This is a genomic window from Arenibacter certesii DSM 19833, assembly GCF_000429545.1.
Taxonomy (GTDB): domain Bacteria; phylum Bacteroidota; class Bacteroidia; order Flavobacteriales; family Flavobacteriaceae; genus Arenibacter; species Arenibacter certesii.
On the sequence record NZ_AUCB01000016.1, the window covers coordinates 1 to 24,988 of the forward strand.

The following is a 24,988-nucleotide window of genomic DNA, read 5'->3' on the forward strand; positions in this document are numbered from 1 at the left end:
ACAAGCGCAGAAAGGTTCAATTGGGTAAGTACCCCATCCTCATCCGTATAGTCTAGGTTTATATTATCTCCATTTAAAGTAAGAGTAGTTAGTGTCTCAAGATTACTAACATCAATAATTGAAGGATTACCTGCTTCATCCGTATAGGTAAAAGTTCCATCAGCGTTTTGGATTAAAGCGGTAAGAGTCTCCATGAACCTTAGACTACTTAGATCCACACTAACACTTCCTCCATTTTCTAATGATAGAGAAAGTTGATCTGTTATGGGGTCAAAATTAAAGCTCTGTAGTTGTTGCCTGTCCGTGGCCGTCAATTCCCAAGAGTCGCCATCCCAATAATAAATGGTCCCTGTATTTATATTTACATAAATATCCCCCATATCTGCACCACTAGGGTTTGCACTCCCAGGTGCGGAAACTATCGTTCCGCTTAAAACCTTACAATCGCATTGGTCTTCCAAGCTAACTGTGGTTTGGGCAAAGGCAAAGCTGGATATTAGAAAAATAAAAAGTAGAATCTTTATGTTCATGACGGTTGGATTACTTTATGGTATTTTGAATCTGTAATACTGATGAAGTGTATATCTCGTTTAAACCATTGGAAATAAGAATTTTCTACACTTTACAAATATTAACCATCTAGCCCCCTACATAAAATAAATGTTGTGTAATGCCCTATTACAATTGTATAGAGCAAAAAAACAGGGGTCTGATCACAGTGAAGGACCATATATAAGAAAAGCTATTCGTCGACCTACTCCGCAACCGTAGTATTTCATCGATGAAAAACAACCTAAATAAAATTGATTTGTGATTATTTTTTACTTGCATTCTTCAACTTAACAATAAAGCTTTTGCAGTTAATTAAACTGATCAACAATTATTCATAAAAAAATAGGGTGAGATATGTGGAATACGGAAAGATTGGGCAAACCTTCATAAGTTCACGCTTATGAAATAGAACGTCTTTTGTGGTATAACAAAGGAGGCTCTAGTCTTTATTTACCCGATAGGTAATCCTTCTATTGGTTATAATCGTTTTCACCTTAACTGTCAACAATGCTGAAGCAGAATTTATTGCAGTACAGGTAGAGCCCGATTTTGATGACAAAACACGGTATCGATAACCGTTTTTAACTAATCCAATTGACTTTACTGTTAAGGCAGTTGACTGGGTGCCAGCATACTCGGCCCCATCAGTTATATTATTGAAAACAATTCCCCCATCTGTACTTACCTGCCACTGGTAAGAATCTGCATTAGTTGTAGTAACCGTGAAAATGGCATTTCCACCGGTAAAAACGGATTGGTTTGGACCAATAACCGCAGTTGAAGGGGTATTTTGGGCAACTTTTATGGCCGTTCTTGCACTACTAGTGCAATTCCTAGCGTTTCTTGCCTCGGCATAAAAAGTACCAGGGCCTAAAGGGGTGTACGTTGTATTGCCCATTAATAATAATGTACCACCACTGGCCGCATCATACCAGTCTACCGTCTGCCCTACAACTACCGATGCAGTAATATTAGGAACTGTATCTCCTGAACAATAGGTTTTATTACCTCCACTTGTGGGCGAGTTAACCACACAAGTACAATCTGGTGCTGTTATCGGAATACTTTCAGAGCAACCATTTCCATCGGTAACCTTTACTACAATATTGGTTCCCGATGGCACATTTGTAACCTCCCATCTATTTCCCGAGGTATTAGCTACACTTCCAGCACTACTTGTTACCGTACCCGATCCAACAGTTACCTCTAAAGTATAGGTCGTAGTAAATGGAAAAAGTTTAAAAACACAACGTGGGGAGCTAGTAACCGATATTGTTGGCCTCGGTAAAATTGTTAATTTTACAGCAGTCCTAAAAAGACTTTTCCTATTTGGATCAGCATTATCTATACTTTCCCCGTAATAAGTCTCAGTTCCCACCGAACTTAGGGTAGGTGGAGAAACGGGAGAACCACCACTCGTAGCTTTGTACCATACAATATGAGCCCCAGATGGAGGAATTGCCGTATCATTGGCGTTCAAGGTTTGTATAGTTTTATCTGCGCATTCGGCAATATTCCCGTTACTAGAGGGAGGAGGTAAGGCAGCTTCTAGTTCATCAAAAGAATACTCACCTTTATTTCCCTTACATGAAGAAAATGCCCGATCTCCTAGAAGTATTCTTTTAGCTTCTGAACATTTTGCCTCTATTTTCCCGCCATTATTATATATAATGGCCTCTTCAGGTAGTTTCAAAGCTGTATTTCCTTGCCATGAGATAATACCGTCACTTTGTATGGCGACTAACATTATATTCACTTCCCAATCACTATTATCCGAGAACAATAAGGTGTCATTACCTCCAGTTTGATCTCCAATAATAAGCCTGTCTATAGTATAGGATATTATGTTCGTATTTAGGCTTACTGTATTATTACCTCCTATAGTTACAGAGCTAACATTACTGTTTTGGCCAGGATAGGAAGTAGCATTCATCCAAGTGGAACCATTGAACGTTTGCCATATATTGACGTTATTCCAGTTACCACTAGCTTTTGATCTATAATCTCCGGTAACCTGGGCCATAATAGGAAAGCATACTACCAAAAACAACGTCGTTGATATTAAGCGTTTAAAATTATAGTTTAGATTTTTAAATATGAATGGCATATTACCTTCCGATTACAGAAATACAGCTTTGAATTGCTAAATATACCTAGTACTATAAATTCATAATATAATTTGTTGTGAATGAAGTATAAACTGTGGTAAACTCCAATAGATAGAAAATATTGTAAGTGGATTGTTCAGACAAGCAAGAAAAAGTTAGCATTCAGCAAAAATTAGGTGCTATGAGCAGTAACTTTAACCATTTTAAAAGAAGCGGGGGGTTACCATTCTACTGTACCAACCTTTAATTTCAAACCGCAAAAACACTTCAAAGGAGCCGTCATTAAATCGTGTGCCTCCCAACTCCGTAATCTCACGATCATAAGCTAAACCTAGCATTATGTTATCATTTAGCTGAAAGCCTACTAAGGCACTTAATGCGGCATTCCATCTATAAGCTGCCCCAAAGCTAATTTGATCCTTGTAAAGAAAGTTTGTCGATAGATCTACCTGTAATGGAGCTCCTCCCACTACCTTGGTCAATAGTGCAGGTTTAAATTTCCAGTAATAATTAAGATCAAAGACATAACCGGTTATAAGGTAAAAATTCATTCTTTGGGTAGAAAGGAACTGCACCGAATTGGCATCTCTTTGGGAATTATCAAAATGTTGCGTTTCCACAAGATTGGGAACAGATAGTCCGGCATAGAATTGATCCGAATGATAATACACTCCTACCCCAAAATTGGGTGAAAATTTATTATCAATATTATCCCCTTGTACATTCTCAGAAGTATAATTGTTTAATTCGGTAAAATCCAGATTCAGCAAATTACCTCCTGCCTTTAATCCAAAGGATACTTTACTATCCATGGATACATCTATCGTATAGGACAATATAGCATCGAATTGCGTTTCTTGTACGACACCATCTCCTACATTATCGTTTATTACAGAAATTCCATATCCTAACCTACTTCTCCTTATGGGTGAGTGCAGGTTTATGGTTTGGGTTTTTGGTGCGCCTTTAAGTCCTAGCCATTGTGATCGGTATAATGCGACAATACTCAATTGCCCCCTAGATCCAGCATAAGCAGGATTTACACTCATTGTATTGTACATATACTGGGTATATTGGGCGTCTTGCTGTGCATATAGCCCAATAGATAGGGAAAATAAGAATAAAACAGTAACAAAAAGACTCTGTTTATAGTTCATCTTGTATAATATATTTAATAACCCACTTAAAGTCAATCACCATCCATAACCATTCACTGATTAAACAGGAACTGGAAATGTAATAAAAAAAAACTCCTGTGGTAATAATGTGACAGGAACCTATACGTTTCCACTTATAAGTTAGGTTCTACTTCCATAGGATTACCATTATCCTATGATTAATCAGCACCCCATTCTATAGCAGTGGTCTACCAAAACCATCAGGTACATTACTATATGGACCTACGGCACTAATTATGCTATCAAAAGATAGAATTAGTCCCATAACCAAAACGCCAGCATAAGTTTTATGTCCAATGATACTTATTCCTGAGATTAAGAATGATAAATTTGCCTATAATCATCAACAAAAGCAGATTAGGCATCAATGATGTAAGTATTGGGGAATACCACAAATTATAGGACTAAGTTAAATTAAAATATTCACCATCATATTTTTTGCGACTACAATTATGGCTAAGAATCTAGCAACGACACTAATAATCGATAAAGCACCATTTCCAAAAAACATAGTCTAATATCTTATCAGTTTAATATCGTCACTATATTAAGTCGATTTAAATAGGATGTAATATCAGGTAAAAAATGGATTTCAATATAATTGGGTTATAAACCAAGATTTAATCGCTTTGCCTTATTTGGTTACTTTTGAGGGATGAAGAAAGTTTATTTGCCCTATTTTTGCACAAATTAATTGAATAATGAGTTTTAAGAATCAAATTCAACGAAGAAGAACCTTCGGAATTATTGCTCACCCCGATGCAGGTAAAACTACTCTAACAGAGAAGTTACTTTTATTTGGTGGAGCTATACAAGAAGCAGGCGCCGTTAAAAATAATAAAGTAAAGAAAAGTGCTACGAGTGACTTTATGGAGATTGAGAAGCAAAGAGGAATTTCCGTTGCTACCTCTGTATTGGCATTTCTTTACAGGGACAGGAAGATTAATATTCTAGATACTCCAGGGCATAAGGATTTTGCCGAGGATACTTTTAGAACCCTTACAGCGGTAGACAGTGTTATTGTTGTGGTAGACGTAGCCAAAGGGGTGGAAGAGCAGACAGAAAAACTGGTGGAAGTCTGTAGGATGCGTAAGATACCAATGATCGTTTTTATCAATAAAATGGACAGGGAAGGTAAGGATGCATTTGATCTCTTGGACGAGGTGGAACAGAAACTTGGACTTAATGTAACCCCGCTAAGTTTCCCAATAGGTATGGGGTACGACTTTAAGGGAATCTACAATATTTATGAGAAAAATATTAATCTTTTTAGTGGCGACAATAAAAAGAACATAGAGGAAACTATTGCTTTTGACGATATAGAAAATCCTGGATTAGAAAAAATAATTGGTGCAAAAGCGGCAAACGAATTACGCGACAATTTGGAATTGGTGAACGGAGTTTATCCAGATTTTGATAAAGAGCTCTATTTAAAAGCAGAGCAGCAACCCGTATTTTTCGGCTCCGCATTAAACAATTTCGGGGTAAGAGAACTCTTGGATTGCTTTATTGATATTGCTCCCCAGCCCCAACCTAAAATGGCTGAAGAGCGATTAGTACGACCTGAGGAAACTGAATTATCGGGATTTGTATTTAAAATTCACGCCAACATGGATCCTAAGCACCGCGATCGCTTGGCTTTTATAAAAGTGGTTTCTGGTACTTTTGAAAGAAATAAACTTTATTTACACGTAAGACAGGGTAAAAAGCTAAAATTCTCCAGCCCCAATGCTTTTTTTGCAGAGAAAAAGGAAATTGTGGACATCTCCTATCCCGGAGACATTGTTGGTTTACACGATACTGGGAATTTTAAAATTGGGGACACTTTAACTGAAGGAGAAATATTGCACTATAAAGGAATCCCAAGTTTTTCACCAGAACATTTTAGGTATATAAACAATGCAGACCCATTAAAGTCGAAACAATTAAACAAGGGTGTAGATCAGCTAATGGATGAAGGTGTAGCTCAATTATTTACGCTGGAGATGAATAACAGGAAGGTTATTGGTACTGTTGGTGCTCTACAGTTTGAAGTGATACAATATCGATTGGAGCACGAGTACGGCGCTAAATGTTCCTATGAGAACTTCCCGGTATACAAAGCCTGTTGGGTAGAAGCAAAAGATAGCAAAAGTGAGGAGTTTAAGGAATTTAAAAGGGTAAAACAGAAGTTTTTGGCAAAAGACAAACGCAATCAATTGGTTTTCTTGGCAGATTCTCAATTTTCATTACAGATGACCCAGCAAAAATATCCCAACGTTAAACTACACTTTACTTCGGAGTTTAATTAATTGATACTTCCCCTACTATTGTAGGACCGAATTACACAGTAATTATAAACAAAAAGGCCCTTTGCATCTGCAAAGGGCCTTTTGTATTATGCCTCTCCTGTAGGTCCAAAATTAATTGGAATTGGGGGTTGATCGTAGTCTTTGATTGGACCGTGGGCTTGCTCAAAGCGATTTACATTATCACTTAACGCCTTTAAAAACTTTTTGGCATGCTGGGGTGTAAGTACAATTCTACTTTTCACTTTAGCTTTTGGTGCCCCCGGCATCATACTAATAAAGTCTACCACAAATTCGGATACGGAATGGTTGATTATAGCAAGATTGGAATATATTCCTTCTGCAGTCTTTTCGTCCAATTCTATATTGATCTGATTTGGTTTTTGGTCTTTCTCGCTCATTATTTTCACCGATTTATTTCTAGTTCATAAGGTTTAAAGTAACCTATTTTAGACAAACAAAAAAAAACCTCGATGGGTCACATCGAGGTTTTTAATTTTTAGAATTTCAGTTCCTCTTTTCGGGCCATGATTTCATCGTATTCCTCTTTAGAGCCAACAATGATATTATCATAATCCCTCATTCCCGTTCCAGCTGGTATCTTATGTCCCACTATAACGTTCTCCTTCAATCCTTCTAAGTAATCTATTTTACCGCTTACCGCAGCTTCGTTCAATACTTTGGTCGTTTCCTGGAAAGAAGCAGCTGAGATAAATGATTTGGTCTGTAACGACGCCCTAGTAATCCCCTGAAGGATTGGCGTGGCCGTAGCTGCAACCGCATCCCTAGCGATAACCAAATTCTGATCATTTCGCTTTAAGATAGAATTTTCATCCCTTAGTTGACGTTGAGTGATAATTTGACCTGGTTTCAGGTTTTCAGAATCACCAGCGTCTTCTACCACTTTCTTTCCGTATATCTCATCGTTCTCTACGATAAAGTCTTCCTTATGAACCAACTGATTTTCTAAGAAAATAGTATCACCTGGATCCTGGATACGAACCTTACGCATCATCTGACGAACTACAACCTCAAAGTGTTTGTCATTAATCTTCACACCCTGTAAACGATATACTTCTTGCACTTCGTTTACCAAGTACTGCTGAACTGCAGACGGACCTTTTATCGCCAATATATCTTCTGGAGTAATTGCCCCATCGGATAACGGCATACCGGCACGTACATAGTCATTTTCCTGAACCAGGATCTGATTAGAAAGTTTTACCAAGTATTTCTTGACCTCTCCTAATCTAGATTCGATAATGATTTCGCGGTTTCCTCGTTTAATCTTTCCGAAGGAAACAACACCGTCAATCTCAGAAACTACAGCTGGGTTAGATGGGTTACGTGCTTCGAACAATTCGGTAACTCTTGGAAGACCTCCAGTAATATCCCCAGACTTGGCGGATCTACGTGGTATCTTAACCAAGATCTTACCTTCTTTAATCTTATCACCATCATCTACCATAATATGCGAACCAACTGGTAAGTTGTAAGAACGCAATACTTCATCCTTATTATTCTTAATCAATAAGGTAGGGATCAGCTTTTTATTTCTAGACTCAGAAATTACTTTTTCCTGGAAACCGGTTTGCTCATCAATTTCTACCTGATAGGTAACTCCTTGTTCAATATTCTCATAAGCGATCTGCCCAGGGAATTCTGAAACGATAACCCCGTTATAAGGATCCCAAGAACAGATTACTTGACCTTTCTCTACTTTATCTCCGTTCTTAATGAACAATTGAGAACCATAAGGAATATTGTTAGTACTTAGGGTAATACCAGTTTTAGGATCTGACACCTTAACTTCAGAAGTTCTAGAAATTACAATTTGCGTTTCTTTTCCTTCTTCGTTTTTATTGGTCACCGTTCTAAGCTCCTCAATTTCAGCGATACCAGAGAATTTAGCTTCTAGTTTATTATCTTCGGAAATGTTACCTGCAATACCTCCCACGTGGAAAGTTCTTAAAGTTAACTGTGTTCCTGGTTCACCAATAGATTGTGCAGCAACAACTCCAACAGCCTCTCCTCTTTGTACCATTTTATTGGTAGAAAGGTTTCTTCCGTAACATTTACCACAAATACCCTTCAATGCCTCACAAGTCAATGCAGAACGCACTTCAACCATTTCAATCGGAGAAGCGTTAATACGCTTCACATCCGCTTCCATAATCTCTTGTCCGGCGGTTAAGAGTTTTTCTTCGGTTATTGGATCATACACATCGTGTAGGGAAACCCTTCCTAGGATTCTCTCACCTAATGATTCTACTATCTCTTCGTTCTTCTTAAGAGCTTCTACTTGAATACCTCGTAGCGTTTCACAGTCTTCTGTATTAACGATCACATCTTGGGAAACGTCTACCAAACGACGTGTTAAGTAACCTGCATCCGCCGTTTTCAACGCCGTATCCGCAAGACCTTTACGCGCACCGTGAGTAGAAATAAAGTATTCCAAGATGGATAATCCCTCTTTAAAGTTAGATAAAATCGGGTTTTCAATAATTTCTCCACCACCAGCAGTAGATTTCTTAGGCTTAGCCATCAATCCACGCATACCGGTCAACTGACGAATTTGCTCTTTAGAACCCCTTGCTCCAGAATCCAACATCATATATACGGAGTTAAACCCTTGCATATCTTCACGAATCCTCTTCATCGCCAATTCGGTCAACACCGTATTAGTAGATGTCCACACGTCTATCACCTGATTATAACGTTCGTTATTGGTAATAAGACCCATGTTATAGTTTGCCATAATACCATCTACTTGTTCGTTGGCATCTGCAATCATTTCATCTTTCTCTGGTGGAATAATAATATCCCCTAAGCTAAAGGAAAGTCCACCTCTAAAGGCGAATTCATATCCCATAGTCTTAATTTTATCCAAGAATTCTGCCGTTTCAGGTACACTAGTAACACTTAAGATATTACCAATAATATCCCTTAACGATTTTTTATTCAACACTTCGTTGATATATCCTGCTTCTTCTGGCACTACCATATTAAACAAGACTCTACCTACGGTGGTTGGTATAATTTGATTTACCAATTCCCCAGCTTCGTTAAAGCTCTTTGCACGTACCTTGATACCTGCATTAAGGTCTAAACGTCCTTCGTTATGAGCGATAACAACCTCTTCATCTGAATAAAAAGTAAGTCCTTCCCCTTTAACTTTCAGTTCGGGAGTGGATTTCTTTTCCTTGGTCATATAGTACAGACCCAAAACCATATCCTGTGAAGGTACAGTAATAGGAGAACCATTTGCCGGGTTCAAAATATTATGAGACGCCAACATCAATAGTTGTGCCTCTAAAATTGCTTCTGGGCCCAATGGAAGGTGAACCGCCATCTGGTCACCATCAAAATCCGCGTTAAATGCCGTACAGACCAATGGGTGTAGACGAATTGCCTTACCTTCAATAAGTTTTGGCTGAAACGCTTGTATCCCCAAACGGTGCAATGTAGGAGCACGGTTCAATAGAACCGGGTGTCCTTTTAACACGTTATCAAGAATATCCCAAACAACAGGCTCTTTACGGTCTATTATTTTCTTAGCAGATTTCACCGTTTTGACTATACCTCTTTCGATCAATTTTCGGATAACGAAAGGTTTGTACAGTTCTGCGGCCATATCTTTTGGAAGACCACATTCGAACAATTTCATCTCTGGTCCAACAACAATCACCGAACGAGCGGAGTAATCCACACGTTTACCTAAAAGGTTCTGACGGAAACGTCCTTGTTTTCCTTTTAATGAATCTGAAAGTGATTTTAATGGTCTATTAGATTCTGTTTTTACTGCCGAAGCCTTACGGGTATTATCAAACAATGAGTCTACCGCTTCCTGAAGCATACGCTTCTCATTCCTAAGAATAACTTCAGGTGCTTTAATCTCTACCAATCTTTTAAGACGGTTGTTTCTAATAATAACCCTTCTATAAAGGTCATTTAAATCGGAGGTAGCAAAACGGCCACCATCCAACGGTACTAATGGGCGTAATTCTGGTGGAATAACGGGAATAACCTTCATGATCATCCATTCTGGGTTATTCTCCCTATTCTCCTGAGACTCTCTTAGGGCCTCTACTACCTGAAGCCTTTTTAATGCCTCTGTTTTACGCTGCTTGGAAGTTTCTGTATTTGCCTTATGTCTAAGCTCATAAGATAATTCACTTAGATCTATCCTCGTTAAAAGATCTATAAGACACTCCGCTCCCATTTTAGCGATAAACTTGTTCGGGTCGGTATCTTCCAAATACTGGTTTTCCTGTGGGATGGACTCTAAAACATTTAGATACTCCTCTTCACTTAAGAAATCCATTTTCTTAATTTCTTCCCCTTCTGGACCTTTGGCAATACCGGGCTGAATTACTACATAACGTTCGTAGTAAATGATCATATCCAATTTCTTGGAAGGCAATCCCAATAGGTATCCAATTTTATTTGGCAAAGAACGGAAATACCATATATGGGCTACAGGCACAACCAAGTTAATGTGTCCTACCCTGTCCCTACGTACTTTTTTCTCTGTTACCTCTACGCCACATCGATCACAAACAATCCCACGGTAGCGAATTCTTTTGTACTTACCACAAGCACACTCGTAGTCCTTTACAGGACCAAAGATACGCTCACAGAAAAGACCGTCACGCTCAGGTTTGTGCGTTCTATAGTTAATAGTTTCAGGTTTTAAAACCTCACCTCTGGACTCTGCCAAAATAGCTTCTGGAGAGGCCAAACCGATTGAAATTTTATTGAACCTTTTAACGGTATTATTATCTTTTAGTCTAGCCATAACTATATTCTGATACTAATTTAATTCTAATTGTTAGGAATAGTGTTGAAAACCTATTCTTGTTATTCTTCCAATCTAATGTCTAAACCTAAACCTTTAAGTTCGTGCATTAATACGTTGAAAGATTCTGGTAACCCAGGTTCTGGCATGGTTTCTCCCTTAACGATAGACTCATATGTCTTGGCTCTTCCAATAACATCATCCGATTTAACCGTTAATATTTCCCTTAGGGTTGCCGAGGCACCATAAGCTTCTAAGGCCCAAACCTCCATCTCTCCAAATCGCTGACCACCAAATTGTGCTTTACCACCTAATGGTTGCTGCGTAATAAGCGAGTAGGGTCCTATAGAACGCGAGTGCATCTTATCATCTACCATATGTCCTAATTTCAACATATAGATAACCCCTACGGTTGCCGGTTGGTCAAAACGTTGACCAGTACCTCCATCATATAAATAGGTATGTCCATATCGAGGAATGCCTGCTTCATCTGTGTAGGTATTGATCTGATCCAAATCAGCACCATCAAAAATCGCGGTAGCATATTTCTTCCCTAATTTCAATCCGGCCCATCCTAAAACAGTTTCGTAAATCTGTCCAATATTCATACGGGATGGTACCCCTAGTGGGTTTAATACAATATCTACCGGGGTTCCATCTTCCAAGAATGGCATATCTTCATGACGCACTATCCTAGAAACAATACCTTTGTTTCCGTGACGTCCCGCCATTTTATCCCCAACTTTTAGTTTACGTTTTTTAGCCACATAAACTTTGGCCAATTTCATAATTCCTGAAGGCAATTCATCTCCTACAGAAATTGTAAACTTGTCCCTTCTAAGGTTACCTTGAAGGTCGTTCAATTTAATCTTATAGTTATGCAACAAATCGGTTACCAATGTATTGCAGTCCTTGTCCGTAGTCCAGCTTCCACCTACTAAGTGAGCGAAATCGTCTACTGCGTTCAACATTCTCAAGGTATATTTCTTTCCTTTTGGAAGTACTTCCTCCCCAAGGTCGTTCAACACTCCTTGTGAAGTTTTACCATTGACCAATGTAAACAGCTTTTCTACCAATACATCTTTAAGTTGCTGGAATTTAACTTCGTATTCCAACTCCAATTTCGCCAATTCTTCTTTATCTTCAGAACGCTTACGCTTATCTTTTACAGATCTAGAGAATAATTTTTTATCGATAACCACTCCGTGTAAAGAAGGTGAAGCTTTTAAGGAAGCATCCTTAACGTCTCCTGCTTTGTCACCAAAGATAGCGCGCAATAATTTTTCTTCAGGTGTAGGATCGGACTCTCCTTTTGGAGTAATCTTACCGATAAGGATATCACCAGGCTTCACTTCTGCTCCAATACGGATCATTCCGTATTCGTCCAGATCCTTGGTAGCTTCCTCGGAAACGTTTGGAATATCATTTGTTAATTCCTCAGCTCCCAATTTAGTATCCCTAACTTCCAACGCATATTCATCTACGTGTATAGAAGTAAAGATATCCTCTCTAACCACTTTTTCGGAAATTACGATAGCATCCTCAAAGTTGTAACCTTTCCATGGCATAAACGCCACTACAAGGTTTCTCCCTAAGGCCAACTCGCCATTTTCGGTGGCATAACCTTCACAAAGAACTTCTCCTTTTCTTACCCTAAATCCTTTTCTAACAATTGGTTTAAGGTTAATACTTGTACCTTGGTTAGTTTTTCTAAACTTCACCAACTCATAGGTCTTGGAGTCTTCATCAAAACTAATTAATTTTTCATCCTCCGTTCTGTCGTACCTAATAGTAATCTTTTGAGAATCAACGTATTCTACAACCCCATCGCCTTCAGCATTTATCAATACCCGAGAGTCTGAAGCAACCTGACGCTCTAATCCAGTACCAACAATAGGTGCCTCTGGTCTAAGTAACGGTACAGCTTGTCTCATCATGTTAGATCCCATCAAGGCCCTGTTCGCATCATCATGTTCCAAGAAAGGAATCAACGATGCTGAAATAGAAGCGATCTGGTTAGGAGCAACATCCGTATAGTTAAGTTCTACTGGATCTACCACGGGGAAATCGCCTTCTTCCCTTGCAATAACTTTCTCTGGAGTAATATTTCCTTCATCATCCATAGGAATGTTAGCTTGCGCTATTTTCATTCCCTCTTCCTCTTCGGCACTCAGATAAATAAAGTCGTTTATATTAACTTTTCCATCTTCCACTCTGCGGTATGGTGTTTCTAAGAAGCCCATTGGGTTTACCTTAGCAAATACCGAAAGTGAAGAAATTAATCCAATATTAGGTCCTTCTGGAGTTTCAATAGGACAAAGTCTTCCGTAGTGGGTATAGTGAACGTCACGCACCTCAAATCCTGCTCGTTCTCTTGATAATCCACCTGGTCCTAATGCAGACAATCTTCTCTTGTGCGTAATTTCCGCCAAGGGGTTAGTCTGGTCCATAAACTGGGACAACTGGTTGGTACCAAAGAATGAATTAATTACAGAAGATAAGGTTTTAGCATTAATCAAATCAATAGGTGTAAACACCTCATTATCACGAACGTTCATACGCTCACGAATAGTTCTAGCCATACGGGCAAGACCTACACCAAACTGTTGTGATAATTGCTCACCAACTGTTCTTACCCTTCTATTTGAAAGGTGATCAATATCATCGATCTCCGCTTTGGAATTGATCAACTCAATTAAATACTTTATAATAGTAATGATATCTTCTCTGGTAAGGACCTGCTTGTCCATTGCGATATCCAAACCAAGTTTTTTGTTCATTCTATAACGTCCTACCTCACCCAAGTTATAACGTTGGTCAGAGAAGAACAATTTATCTATAATACCACGAGCGGTCTCCTCATCTGGCGGCTCTGCATTACGCAATTGACGATAGATGTGTTCCACAGCCTCTTTTTCGGAGTTTGTTGGATCCTTTTGGAGCGTATTATGAATAATAGCATAATCGCTCTGTGCATTATTTTCTTTATGGAGAAGGATAGTTTTAACATCAGCATCCAAGATTTCTGCAATATGATCTTTCTCCAAAACGGTATCACGATCCAATACAATCTCATTACGCTCAATGGATACTACTTCACCGGTATCCTCGTCCACAAAATCCTCATGCCACGTGTTCAATACTCTTGCCGCTAATTTACGGCCCAGCACCTTTTTCAATCCGGCATTGGAAACCTTAACTTCTTCCGAAAGGTCGAAGATTTCCAAAATATCCTTATCCCTTTCATAACCAATTGCTCTGAACAAGGTAGTTACTGGTAATTTTTTCTTTCTATCAATATACGCGTACATAACGCCATTGATATCAGTTGCAAATTCTATCCAAGAACCTTTAAATGGGATTACCCTGGCCGAATACAATTTAGTTCCATTTGCATGGAAGGATTGTCCGAAGAAAACCCCTGGAGAACGGTGTAGCTGAGAAACAACAACACGTTCAGCACCGTTTACCACAAATGTACCACTAGGGGTCATATATGGAATAGTACCTAAATACACATCCTGAACAATGGTTTCAAAATCCTCATGTTCTGGATCTGTACAATATAATTTTAATCTTGCTTTTAAAGGAACACTATACGTAAGTCCACGCTCTATACATTCTTGTATGGAATATCTAGGTGGATCAATAAAATAGTCTAAAAATTCTAGTACGAATTGGTTCCTAGTGTCTGTAATGGGAAAGTTTTCCATGAAGGTGTTGTACAACCCTTCATTGCCCCTTTCGTCAGATTTGGTCTCAAGTTGAAAAAAATCTTGAAATGATTTAATCTGAATGTCCAAGAAATCCGGATAATCCGGCGTGTTCTTAGCGGATGCGAAACTTATTCTTTCAGTCTGATTTGTGAACATCGATGGACAAAATTTTGATCGTGAATACTTAATTGGGTCGTGTATCCCTTTATACACGGTATGTATAAAAAGGCTTAGGTCTAGCCACAAAAAGCGGAAAGACCTAAACCAGAATAATTATGGTTGATGCTATTATTTAAGCTCAACTTCAGCTCCTGCTTCTTCCAATTGAGTTTTAATTGCTTCAGCTTCATCCTTAGCAATACCTTCTTTAATAGCTTTTGGCGCGCTATCAACGATGTCCTTAGCATCTTTCAATCCTAAACCAGTTAATTCCTTAACCAATTTAACAACTGCTAATTTAGAACCACCGGCTGCTTTTAATATTACGTCGAATTCTGTTTGCTCTTCAGCAGCTTCACCACCGTCGGCAGCGCCACCAGCAGCAACAGCAACTGCAGCAGCTGCAGGCTCAATACCGTATTCTTCTTTTAATATAGCGGCCAACTCATTTACTTCTTTTACTGTAAGGTTAACCAATTGTTCTGCGAAATCTTTTAATTCTGCCATTTTTCTATCGTTTAATAAAATTTTAAAATATAATTGTTTTTAGTGCGTACGTATTATCTTTCTGATAATGTCTTAAGGATTCCGGCAAGTTTACCTCCACCAGATTTAAGTCCAGAAATAACATTCTTGGCTGGGGATTGTAACAATCCTATGATTTCTCCAACCATTTCCTCTTTAGACTTAATACTTTCTAAAGCATCCAATTGATCATCACCAATATATATTGCCTCGGCTATATATGCTCCTTTCAACAAAGGTCTATCAGTCTTCTTTCTGAAGTTTTTGATAAGCTTCGCAGGTGCATTTCCAGTTTCCGAAAGCATAATGGAAGTACTTCCCTTTAAAACCTCAGGAAGTTCCCCAAAGTCCTTTTCAGAAGCTTCCATCGCTTTTGCAAGCATGGTATTTTTAACTACGGCAAGCTTAATATTTGCTTTGTAACATGCCTTTCTTAAAGCTGAAGTTCTCTCAGCATTTAATCCAGAAATATCAGCTAAATATATAGTAGAGCTCTCCCCTAACTGCGCAGTTAAATCCTGTATAACATTTTTCTTCTCTTCTCTTGTCATAATAAAAACTTTTGACTACAGTTAATCTACTTTTGGATCTAATGCAACGCTAGGGCTCATAGTACTAGACATATAAACTGACTTCATATATACTCCCTTAGCTGCCGTTGGTCTTAATTTCATCAAGGTATCCAACAACTCCTCGGCATTTTCTGCAATTTTATCTGCTGAGAAAGAAACTTTCCCGATAGCTGCATGCACGATTCCTGTTTTGTCAACTTTAAAATCAATTTTACCAGCCTTCACTTCTGTAACCGCTTTAGCTACATCCATAGTTACTGTACCAGTCTTTGGGTTAGGCATAAGACCTCTTGGCCCCAAAACCCTTCCTAAAGGACCTAATTTACCCATTACGCTGGGCATTGTGATAATTACATCAACATCGGTCCAACCGTTTTTGATTTTATCCAAATACTCATCCAAGCCTACATAATCAGCACCAGCTTCTGTAGCCTCTGCTTCCTTGTCCGGCGTTACCAAAGCCAAAACTTTTACATCCTTACCAGTTCCATGAGGAAGTGTTACTACCCCACGCACCATTTGGTTAGCTTTTCTTGGATCTACACCCAAACGTACCGCTAATTCAACAGACGAATCAAATTTTGTATTGGTTATCTCTTTTACTAAAGCAGCTGCTTCTGAAACAGAATAGAGCTTGCTCTTATCTATTTTACTGTGAGCTTCTTTTTGCTTCTTCGTTAATTTTGCCATTCTAAATTGCTTTTAAGATTTTAAAAAGGTCTCGTGCCTGAAACTCTTAAACCCATAGATCTTGCTGTACCAGCTACCATGCTCATTGCGGATTCTACCGTAAAGGCATTTAAATCTACCATTTTGTCTTCAGCGATTGCTTTAACTTGATCCCAAGTAACACTCGCTACCTTGTTTCTGTTAGGCTCGCCAGATCCTTTTTTAACCTTAGCCGCTTCCATTAATTGAACTGCCGCCGGCGGTGTCTTTATAACAAAGTCGAACGACTTGTCTTTATAAACCGTGATTGCAACGGGCAGGACTTTCCCTGCTTTATCCTGTGTACGCCCATTAAATTGCTTACAGAATTCCATTATGTTAACCCCGGCAGCACCTAAAGCGGGTCCAACCGGTGGCGACGGATTCGCTGCACCTCCCCTAACTTGTAGTTTAACTACTTTACTTACTTCTTTTGCCATTGTTTCTAATTAAAATTAAAGTCGTGTTAATTTTGGAAGCAACACTACTTTTAACTATGTAACAGTTCTTATTAAATTCTTATTTACTTAAATTCCTTAATATAAATTACACCTTTTCAACCTGCATATAACTAAGCTCCAAAGGTGTTTTTCTACCAAAGATCTTCACCATCACCTCTAGCTTACGCTTCTCCTCATTAATCTTCTCTACCGTACCATTAAAGCCATTGAAGGGACCATCTATTACTTTCACTGTCTCTCCAAATACAAAGGGAATAGCAACACTGTCCGTCTTAACGGCCAATTCATCTACCTTCCCTAGCATTCTATTTACTTCAGATTTTCTCAACGGCACTGGATCACCACCTTTGGTTTCACCCAAAAATCCAATAACATTAGTAATGGAACGGATAATATGAACCATCTCACCACCAAGGTTTGCTTTTACCATAATATACCCAGGAAAATAAACACGTTCTTTGTTTATTTTTTTCCCGTTTCTAATCTGAACTACTTTTTCTGTTGGGACAAGGACTTCTTCTAGATAATCCTCAAAACCCAAACGAGCAACCTCAGTCTCTATATAGCCTTTAATTTTATTCTCTTGACCACTTACAGCTCTTACAACATACCATTTCTTATCCAACACTTCTGACATAGAGCTCTCCTTAATTGATTATATTATTGAAATAAAGCAGAATTAGTTCACTAAACAAACTATCCACACCCCAAGTCGCCAATGCAAAAATTATAGAAAATACAGCCACAATAACCATAAGATTGGTGGATTCGGCCCTTGGAGGCAAAGTAACATTATTCTTAAGTTCGTCTATAGATTCTGATATATATGTAAACATGCAGCGCGTTATTTATTGTCTTAACTATTTCGAAAGGACATGTGGTATATCCCAACATTTTCGGATTATCCTATCTAACTTCATTCTGGCATCTATGGTTGGCTATCTTTTATAGAATTTCGCCTAACACCAGTTTGACCTAATAGGGCAAGAACCCATTTTTATTTTGCACGGGCGGAGAGGCTCGAACTCCCGACACCTGGTTTTGGAGACCAGTGCTCTACCAACTGAGCTACACCCGTTTCTGTGACGATTTACTTAACCAAACTCCTGATATTAAAAACATTAGGAACAGATTTAGCTACATCACTTATATTTACATTGAAAGGTATCTCGCTTTAGCAAGACACCCTCAATGTAAAATTTATCTTATCAAAAAATAATTAGTCAATGATCTTAGTAACCTGACCTGCACCTACTGTTCTACCACCTTCACGGATCGCAAAACGTAAACCTACGTTAAGTGCAATTGGCGACAATAAATCAACAGTAATAGTAAGGTTATCACCTGGCATAACCATTTCTACTCCACTTGGAAGATTAATAGTACCAGTAACATCAGTTGTTCTTACGTAGAACTGTGGACGGTAGTTATTGTGGAATGGAGTATGACGTCCACCTTCTTCTTTTTTAAGGATATACACCTCAGCTTCAAACTTAGCGTGTGGCGTTACAGAACCTGGCTTACAGATTACCATTCCTCTTTTTATTTGAGATTTTTCAATACCTCTTAAAAGGATACCAACGTTATCTCCAGCTTCTCCTCTATCCAAAATCTTACGGAACATCTCAACTCCAGTAATAGTAGAAGTTAATTTTTCAGCTCCCATTCCGATAATATCTACAGAATCTCCTGTATTTGCAACACCAGTTTCAATACGACCAGTAGCAACAGTACCACGACCAGTAATTGTAAATACATCCTCAACTGGCATCAAGAAAGACTTATCAACATCTCTTGTAGGCAATTCGATCCAAGAATCAACAGCTTCCATTAAAGACAAAACAGTATCAACCCACTGCTGCTCACCGTTAAGTGCTCCTAATGCAGAACCAGCAACAACAGGACCATTATCCCCGTCGTACTCATAGAAAGAAAGCAATTCTCTTACTTCCATTTCTACCAACTCCAACAACTCCTCATCATCAACCATGTCAACTTTGTTCAAGAAAACAACGATTCTTGGAATACCAACCTGACGTCCTAAAAGGATATGCTCACGCGTTTGTGGCATTGGACCATCTGTAGCAGCAACAACCAATATAGCACCATCCATCTGAGCAGCACCAGTAACCATGTTCTTTACGTAATCGGCGTGACCTGGACAGTCAACGTGAGCGTAGTGACGATTAGCAGTTGCGTACTCTACGTGCGAAGTATTAATGGTAATACCTCTTTCCTTTTCCTCAGGAGCGTTATCGATAGAATCGAAACTTCTCATTTCAGAAAATCCCGCGTTAGCCAATACAGTAGTAATAGCTGCGGTCAATGTAGTTTTACCGTGATCCACGTGTCCAATAGTACCTATATTTAAATGCGGTTTGGAACGATCAAATGTTGCCTTTGCCATGTTTGTTAAATTTAATTCTTAGTTTATATTAGTGTACAAATAATGCCTTAATTGAGCCAATGATGAGATTTGAACTCATGACCTCTTCCTTACCAAGGAAACGCTCTACCCCTGAGCTACACCGGCTTTTAAAATTACGAGAAGCAAAGAAAACCTCTACCCCTTGTGTATGCCATTAACCCAAAGTTTAATGAACTCGAGCGAAACTTTTACAGCTTCACCCCTGACCGAATAACTCAATTCAAGTCAAATCAATCCCAATCACATAAAGCCCCATATAAAGGAGCCTTTTGCTTTTGAAATTTGAGCGGGAGACCGGGTTCGAACCGGCGACATTCAGCTTGGAAGGCTGACGCTCTACCAACTGAGCTACTCCCGCATTGCAATTTTTAGGCAAACCTAAAAATTTAATTCATTATTTCAAAAAAATACGTTGTATTTTTATTACAAAATTTTGTGGGGAGAGCAGGATTCGAACCTGCGAAGACGTAGTCAGCAGATTTACAGTCTGCCCTCGTTGGCCGCTTGAGTATCTCCCCAACGTAATATTATTACAATTTTAAAGAACGTAAGAAAATTAAATTCCCTTTACTTTCATTTAAGCTGCTTACCAGAAGATTTCTCCTCCGCTCCCTTAGAACAACAACGCCATTCTAAATGTATGCAACTTCATTTCAAAAAGTGAGCAAAAATAATATTTATTTTTGTTTTTCCTAAAGTTGGCCGGAATTTTTTTCCCACTAAATTCGAGACAAATCTCTAAGCGCGAATTCTTTTCAACCTTACTTCAAAATTTCAACAAAAACAATCGAAACTGTTGCTTTTACTTGAGCCGATGGAGGGACTCGAACCCACGACCTGCTGATTACAAATCAGCTGCTCTAGCCAGCTGAGCTACATCGGCCTTTACTTCTTTTCCTTTCAAAAAAAAGTCCGCTATTTCTAACGGACTGCAAATGTAAAGCTTTATTTATTTATTCAAAACATTTTTTAATTTTTTTTTATGCATTTAGCCTTATTTTTTCTTTTCGCTTCACCAATTGGCGCTCCAAACTACTACAAGCGGTGTCTATTGCCTCTTCAAAAGTCTTGCATTGCTTCTTCACCACAAACTTATCCCGAGGAACTAAAACTTTGATTTCCACTATCTTATTCTCCTTAGTACTTGTATTTTCTACCTTAAGGTACACATCCGTACTAACTATTTTATCATAAAACTGCTCTAGCTTACCTAATCTTGTCTCCATAAAATCAATTAGCTTACCATCAGCCGTAAAATTCACCGATTGCGTGTTTACTTTCATATATTATATTTTTAAAGTTAAACAATCCTATACATACTATTTTTTGTTTCTAGGATGCGCCGATAGATGTACTTTTTTCAATTCCGCAATACTATTATGAGTATAAACCTGGGTTGAAGCCAGACTTGAATGACCCAATAATTCTTTTACAGCATTCAAATCCGCTCCCTTGTTTAACAAATGGGTTGCAAAGGTATGCCTTAAAATATGCGGACTCCTTTTCACCTTAGTCGACACCTCACTAAAATACCTATTTATAACTCTATAAACAAGCGATTCATATATTTTATTGCCCTTGGTGGTAAGAAAAACAAAAGCTGGATCCTGAATGGTCTCTAAGCTTTCCCGTTCCGCCATATAATCAAAGATTGAGCGCTTTAAGGATCCCAATAAAGGTATAATACGCTCTTTGTTTCTCTTCCCCAGCACTTTAAAAGTTCCTCCATCTAAATCAACATCCTTTATCCGAAGGTTTATTAGTTCCGCCCTCCTGATTCCCGTTGCGTATAAAAGTTCGATTATAAGCTTATCACGCTTTCCCTCAAAAGTACCTTCATAGACCACCTTCCCCAATACCTCCTCCATTTCCCTTTCGGAAAATGGAATCTCAATTCGCTTAGGCGTTTTTAACGCTTTGTGTTTCGCCAATGGATTAACAGATAATCTTTCTGTTCCCAAAAGAAATCTATAATACGCTTTTAAAGAAGCTACCTTTCGGTTAATTGATCTATTGGAAATACCAGACTCCACCAATTTAATAATCCAGCTTCGTATTAACGAATAGTTAGCCTCATCAATATCCGTTAAATTAAATTGAAGGGCAGCGAACTCCTTAAAATCAAGAATATCCTTTTCATATGCAAGGACAGTGTGGGAAGAGTAATTTCTCTCTAGGGATAAATAAGATATAAATGAATCTATAGACATAAACCAAATTTACAAAAGTTAATCTCAGAAGCTCTTAAGATTTCAACTTTTCCTCTAACCACGCTTTACGACCTATAAAAACAAACAAAAACGTCCCACCAAAAAAGGTAGGACGTTTTACTTTTACTATAGTATGTTACAGGGATCTAGATTTCCTCTTCATCCCTTAGATGCTGAATATACGCGGCTTTCTGTCTCTGAGCTCTGTTTAGAACAGATGGCTTAGTGAACTGCTGACGCTTTCTCAATTGTCGCATTCTACCGGTTTTATCGAACTTTCGCTTGTAACGCTTCAAAGCTCTATCTATATTCTCTCCTTCTTTTATTGGTATTATTAACATGGGCGATAACCTCCTCTCTTTTGTGATTAAGGGTGCAAATATATATCATTAATATTCAAATTCAATTAAATATTTTAAAATATTTTAAAAACCTTTAAAATTCGCTTCCTCGCAAGCCCAACCCAAGTATCTTATTACCACATTACATATTGCACCTATATCCTACTAGCTAATTCCACTACAAAAACAGTTATAGTGCCCCAAAGATCTACAGAAAAATAGCGATAAAATAAATTTACGTTACCCCGTATTAGGCATTACTGCCAAATACTTGTAGGCCAATAACCGAAATGATAAGTGTAGAAAGAAAAAACAGCCTCCAAAAGGTAACTGGCTCCTTAAACATTAATATACCGGCAATTACGGTACCCACAGCCCCAATAGCACCCCAGACAGCATATGCAGTGCCTACAGGAATAGCCTTCTCACCTCCCATGGCCTTAAAAAGTAGGTACATGCTAATACTCACACATATAATAAAGGCAACCAACCATCCCCACATCTCCTTGCCCGATGTCTGTTGGGCCTTTCCCAAACTTATAGCAAATCCGGTCTCAAACAAACCACCTAGTATCAATACTATCCAATTAACACTCATAATGAAAGAATAACCAAATTAAGCCTCGTTAGCAAGCATAATAGTAAACCCAACAGATCACAAGCCATAAAATCGAATTCAATAATTAATATGGAGTGTGATTTAGATAAAAACCTATGCTTATTTTAAAATATGTCTTGCGATTACAATTTTTTGAATTTCGGTAGTCCCCTCACCAATAGTACACAGCTTAGAATCCCTATAAAATTTCTCTACTGGATAATCTTTTGTATACCCGTATCCACCGTGAATTTGGACCGCTTCATTTGCCACCTTCACGCAAACTTCGGAAGCAAACATCTTAGCCATGGCACCTAACTTGGTCACACTACGGCCTTCATTTTTAAGAAAGGCGGATTTATGAAGCAGTAGTTCTGCAGCTTCTATTTCCGTTGCCATATCTGCCAATTTAAAAGAGATACCTTGAAATTGACTGATCGGCTTTCCAAATTGCACCCTTTCCTTAGAGTATTGTAAAGCAGCTTCATAAGCTCCTTTAGCAATACCTAGGGACAAGGCCCCAATAGAAATTCTACCTCCATCCAATATTTTCATGGATTGAATAAAACCTTCTCCCACCTCTCCTAATCTATTGGCATCTGGGATTCTACAATTATCAAAGACCAATTCCGCAGTTTCACTTGCGCGCATTCCCAGTTTATTTTCCTTTTTTCCACTACTAAATCCAGGAGTACCTTTTTCTATCACAAAAGCAGTCATGCCACGGCTATCGCCTTTTTCACCGGTTCTAGCAATAACCACTGAAATATCCCCACTTTTACCATGAGTGATAAAATTCTTGGCCCCATTAAGCACCCAAGAATCACCCTCTTTTATTGCAGTAGTGTTCATTCCCCCCGCATCGGAACCTGTATTGTGTTCTGTTAGCCCCCAAGCCCCTATCCATTCTGCGGTAGCTAATTTAGGAATCCATTTTTCTTTTTGATCCTTATTTCCAAAAGTGAGGATATGATTTGTACATAAAGAATTATGTGCAGCCACTGAAAGACCAATGGATGGATCTACTTTAGAGATCTCTTCTATAATACTAATATATTCATGATAACCCAATCCGGAACCTCCCAGTTCTACCGGAACCAGTACTCCCATAAAACCCATCTCCCCTGCTTTTTTAAAAACTTCTACAGGAAAGGTCTGTTCCTCATCCCATTCCATTACAAAGGGTCTTATATGTTGTTCAGCAAACTCCTTTGCGGAGGCAGCCACCATCTTCTGAGTTTCAGAATAATCAAAACTCATTTCGTTAGGGGTCTCTATCACCATTATATTAGCTATTACTATATTTATAATTGCAAATATAACTGAATTATATCTAATTTTTCCGAAGGGAAATCTTCAATATCCAATAGTTGATTATAGGAAGATATAGCTCCGTTATACTCTCTATATGCAATTATCCTGTTAGCGAGCTTATAATTTATATATACTAGCTGCACCAATTCCGATGCGGAAGCGTCATTAATATTTATTTTAACGATCTCCGGAGTTTCCACAATTTTAAAACGCTCCCATACCCTAGTCACCACGTCTTCTTCCAATCCATACACATGCTCCAATTGCTCTTCTGCTACAAACCCACCCAACCGATCTCTAAACTTTATAATACGTGCTGATAACACCTCACCTATCCCTACCACCTTCCTTAGATCCGATACTGTTGCCAGATTAAGGTCTTTAATAATTGTTTTAGTAGGGACTTTGCGCACCCCAACTGCTGAAGATATATTTACGCTATTATGGGAGCCCTTTGATTTTTGCGTCCAGCCCGGAAATTTAAATTGAGGGGACATAACCCTTAACAAGGAGTCTGATATTTGAGTAACTTCTTGAAATTCCAACGCTGAGTTTACATAGGTATTGTTAGCTCTAAATTTATGCAACCTATCAATTTCTTCTGGTGACATCCCAAGCACATAGCCTTTATAATCGGTAATAAAATTGGGGTTATAATCATAGACCACTACTGAATCTTGTTGTGCATATTTTATTTTGAGTTGATCTATTTCCGATTGAAGTTCCGTATCTACTTTTAATTGGGGCTCAACCTCACTAGTTAAAAATGTGCTTCCAAAATAAAACAACAATTGAAGTAGTACAATAATTAACAGCAAAAAGAAAATCCCATTTCGTTCTTGCTTATTAAAACTGAAATGGGATTTTATGGATCTTTTGCTCAAAATTTATTGTTTTTGTCTCTCCTCGATATCGTCATTTTCCGAATAGGAGTCCGGCTCTTGCTTTGGAGCTGTGGTCAATACCTTATAAAAAAAATAGGCTGCAAAGAATATAAAGACTCCCTGCGCAAGTATCATGATAGTTAATGCT

General features: G+C 38.4%; 20 protein-coding genes, 5 tRNA genes and 1 pseudogene. 1 reads left to right on the top strand and 25 read right to left on the bottom strand.

The window, feature by feature from the left end; all coding sequences use genetic code 11:
- From G466_RS21730 to G466_RS0109650, 3 genes and pseudogenes are all read right to left on the bottom strand, one after another.
- A pseudogene (locus G466_RS21730) lies at positions 1-530 on the bottom strand (hypothetical protein); the annotation flags it as partial.
- 461 nt (positions 531-991) lie between these two features.
- Entirely contained in the window at positions 992-2,575 is a 1,584-nt protein-coding gene (locus G466_RS0109645; protein WP_026813477.1) for an Ig-like domain-containing protein, read from the bottom strand.
- Positions 2,576-2,863: 288 nt separating this feature from the next.
- Complete coding sequence (locus G466_RS0109650; protein WP_026813478.1) at positions 2,864-3,817, bottom strand: PorP/SprF family type IX secretion system membrane protein; 954 nt, start codon at positions 3,815-3,817, stop codon at positions 2,864-2,866.
- Positions 3,818-4,539: 722 nt separating this feature from the next.
- On the opposite strand from G466_RS0109650, the gene G466_RS0109655 reads away from it, so the two are divergent.
- Positions 4,540-6,129, top strand: a complete 1,590-nt coding sequence (locus tag G466_RS0109655; protein ID WP_026813479.1) for a peptide chain release factor 3 — start codon at positions 4,540-4,542, stop codon at positions 6,127-6,129.
- An 86-nt stretch (positions 6,130-6,215) separates the two neighbouring features.
- On the opposite strand, the gene G466_RS0109660 is transcribed toward G466_RS0109655, so the two are convergent.
- The 22 genes from G466_RS0109660 to G466_RS24600 form a co-directional block, all read right to left on the bottom strand.
- Positions 6,216-6,527, bottom strand: coding sequence for a DUF3467 domain-containing protein (locus G466_RS0109660; RefSeq protein ID WP_026813480.1), 312 nt, complete (start codon positions 6,525-6,527; stop codon positions 6,216-6,218).
- 98 nt (positions 6,528-6,625) lie between these two features.
- Positions 6,626-10,924 (bottom strand): DNA-directed RNA polymerase subunit beta', encoded by a 4,299-nt coding sequence (gene rpoC, locus G466_RS0109665; protein WP_026813481.1) that lies wholly within the window; start codon positions 10,922-10,924, stop codon positions 6,626-6,628.
- 62 nt (positions 10,925-10,986) lie between these two features.
- On the bottom strand, positions 10,987-14,796 hold the full coding sequence (gene rpoB, locus G466_RS0109670; RefSeq protein WP_026813482.1) for a DNA-directed RNA polymerase subunit beta: 3,810 nt from the start codon (positions 14,794-14,796) through the stop codon (positions 10,987-10,989).
- 132 nt (positions 14,797-14,928) lie between these two features.
- On the bottom strand, positions 14,929-15,306 hold the full coding sequence (gene rplL / locus G466_RS0109675; RefSeq protein WP_026813483.1) for a 50S ribosomal protein L7/L12: 378 nt from the start codon (positions 15,304-15,306) through the stop codon (positions 14,929-14,931).
- Between the two features lie 53 nt (positions 15,307-15,359).
- Positions 15,360-15,875, bottom strand: a complete 516-nt coding sequence (gene rplJ, locus G466_RS0109680; protein WP_026813484.1) for a 50S ribosomal protein L10 — start codon at positions 15,873-15,875, stop codon at positions 15,360-15,362.
- Positions 15,876-15,896: 21 nt separating this feature from the next.
- Positions 15,897-16,586: a 50S ribosomal protein L1 gene (rplA, locus tag G466_RS0109685; protein ID WP_026813485.1), complete on the bottom strand. Its 690-nt coding sequence runs from the start codon at positions 16,584-16,586 to the stop codon at positions 15,897-15,899.
- Between the two features lie 20 nt (positions 16,587-16,606).
- Positions 16,607-17,044: a 50S ribosomal protein L11 gene (rplK, locus tag G466_RS0109690; RefSeq protein WP_026813486.1), complete on the bottom strand. Its 438-nt coding sequence runs from the start codon at positions 17,042-17,044 to the stop codon at positions 16,607-16,609.
- Between the two features lie 106 nt (positions 17,045-17,150).
- On the bottom strand, positions 17,151-17,702 hold the full coding sequence (gene nusG, locus G466_RS0109695) for a transcription termination/antitermination protein NusG (protein WP_026813487.1): 552 nt from the start codon (positions 17,700-17,702) through the stop codon (positions 17,151-17,153).
- Between the two features lie 10 nt (positions 17,703-17,712).
- On the bottom strand, positions 17,713-17,901 hold the full coding sequence (secE, locus tag G466_RS0109700) for a preprotein translocase subunit SecE (RefSeq protein WP_026813488.1): 189 nt from the start codon (positions 17,899-17,901) through the stop codon (positions 17,713-17,715).
- 169 nt (positions 17,902-18,070) lie between these two features.
- Positions 18,071-18,143: transfer RNA gene (locus G466_RS0109705), tRNA-Trp, on the bottom strand.
- A gap of 141 nt (positions 18,144-18,284) precedes the next feature.
- Positions 18,285-19,472, bottom strand: a complete 1,188-nt coding sequence (gene tuf / locus G466_RS0109710; protein WP_026813489.1) for an elongation factor Tu — start codon at positions 19,470-19,472, stop codon at positions 18,285-18,287.
- Between the two features lie 54 nt (positions 19,473-19,526).
- A tRNA-Thr gene (locus G466_RS0109715) sits at positions 19,527-19,598 on the bottom strand.
- A 180-nt stretch (positions 19,599-19,778) separates the two neighbouring features.
- Positions 19,779-19,851, bottom strand: a tRNA-Gly gene (locus tag G466_RS0109720).
- Between the two features lie 78 nt (positions 19,852-19,929).
- Positions 19,930-20,011: transfer RNA gene (locus tag G466_RS0109725), tRNA-Tyr, on the bottom strand.
- A 291-nt stretch (positions 20,012-20,302) separates the two neighbouring features.
- Positions 20,303-20,376: transfer RNA gene (locus G466_RS0109730), tRNA-Thr, on the bottom strand.
- A 97-nt stretch (positions 20,377-20,473) separates the two neighbouring features.
- The gene (gene hpf / locus G466_RS0109735) at positions 20,474-20,776 is read right to left on the bottom strand and encodes a ribosome hibernation-promoting factor, HPF/YfiA family (RefSeq protein ID WP_026813490.1); all 303 of its coding nucleotides are present in this window, start codon (positions 20,774-20,776) and stop codon (positions 20,474-20,476) included.
- Between the two features lie 36 nt (positions 20,777-20,812).
- Positions 20,813-21,703 (bottom strand): tyrosine-type recombinase/integrase, encoded by an 891-nt coding sequence (locus G466_RS0109740; RefSeq protein ID WP_026813491.1) that lies wholly within the window; start codon positions 21,701-21,703, stop codon positions 20,813-20,815.
- Between the two features lie 146 nt (positions 21,704-21,849).
- Positions 21,850-22,044, bottom strand: a complete 195-nt coding sequence (gene rpsU, locus G466_RS0109745; RefSeq protein ID WP_026811407.1) for a 30S ribosomal protein S21 — start codon at positions 22,042-22,044, stop codon at positions 21,850-21,852.
- A 250-nt stretch (positions 22,045-22,294) separates the two neighbouring features.
- The gene (locus G466_RS0109750; protein WP_026813492.1) at positions 22,295-22,642 is read right to left on the bottom strand and encodes a DMT family transporter; all 348 of its coding nucleotides are present in this window, start codon (positions 22,640-22,642) and stop codon (positions 22,295-22,297) included.
- 120 nt (positions 22,643-22,762) lie between these two features.
- Positions 22,763-23,902, bottom strand: coding sequence for an acyl-CoA dehydrogenase family protein (locus G466_RS0109755; RefSeq protein WP_026813493.1), 1,140 nt, complete (start codon positions 23,900-23,902; stop codon positions 22,763-22,765).
- Positions 23,903-23,946: 44 nt separating this feature from the next.
- Positions 23,947-24,840, bottom strand: a complete 894-nt coding sequence (locus G466_RS0109760) for a ComEA family DNA-binding protein (RefSeq protein WP_229797130.1) — start codon at positions 24,838-24,840, stop codon at positions 23,947-23,949.
- A 3-nt stretch (positions 24,841-24,843) separates the two neighbouring features.
- Positions 24,844-24,975: a hypothetical protein gene (locus G466_RS24600; protein ID WP_262482324.1), complete on the bottom strand. Its 132-nt coding sequence runs from the start codon at positions 24,973-24,975 to the stop codon at positions 24,844-24,846.
- Between the last annotated feature and the right edge of the window lie 13 nt (positions 24,976-24,988).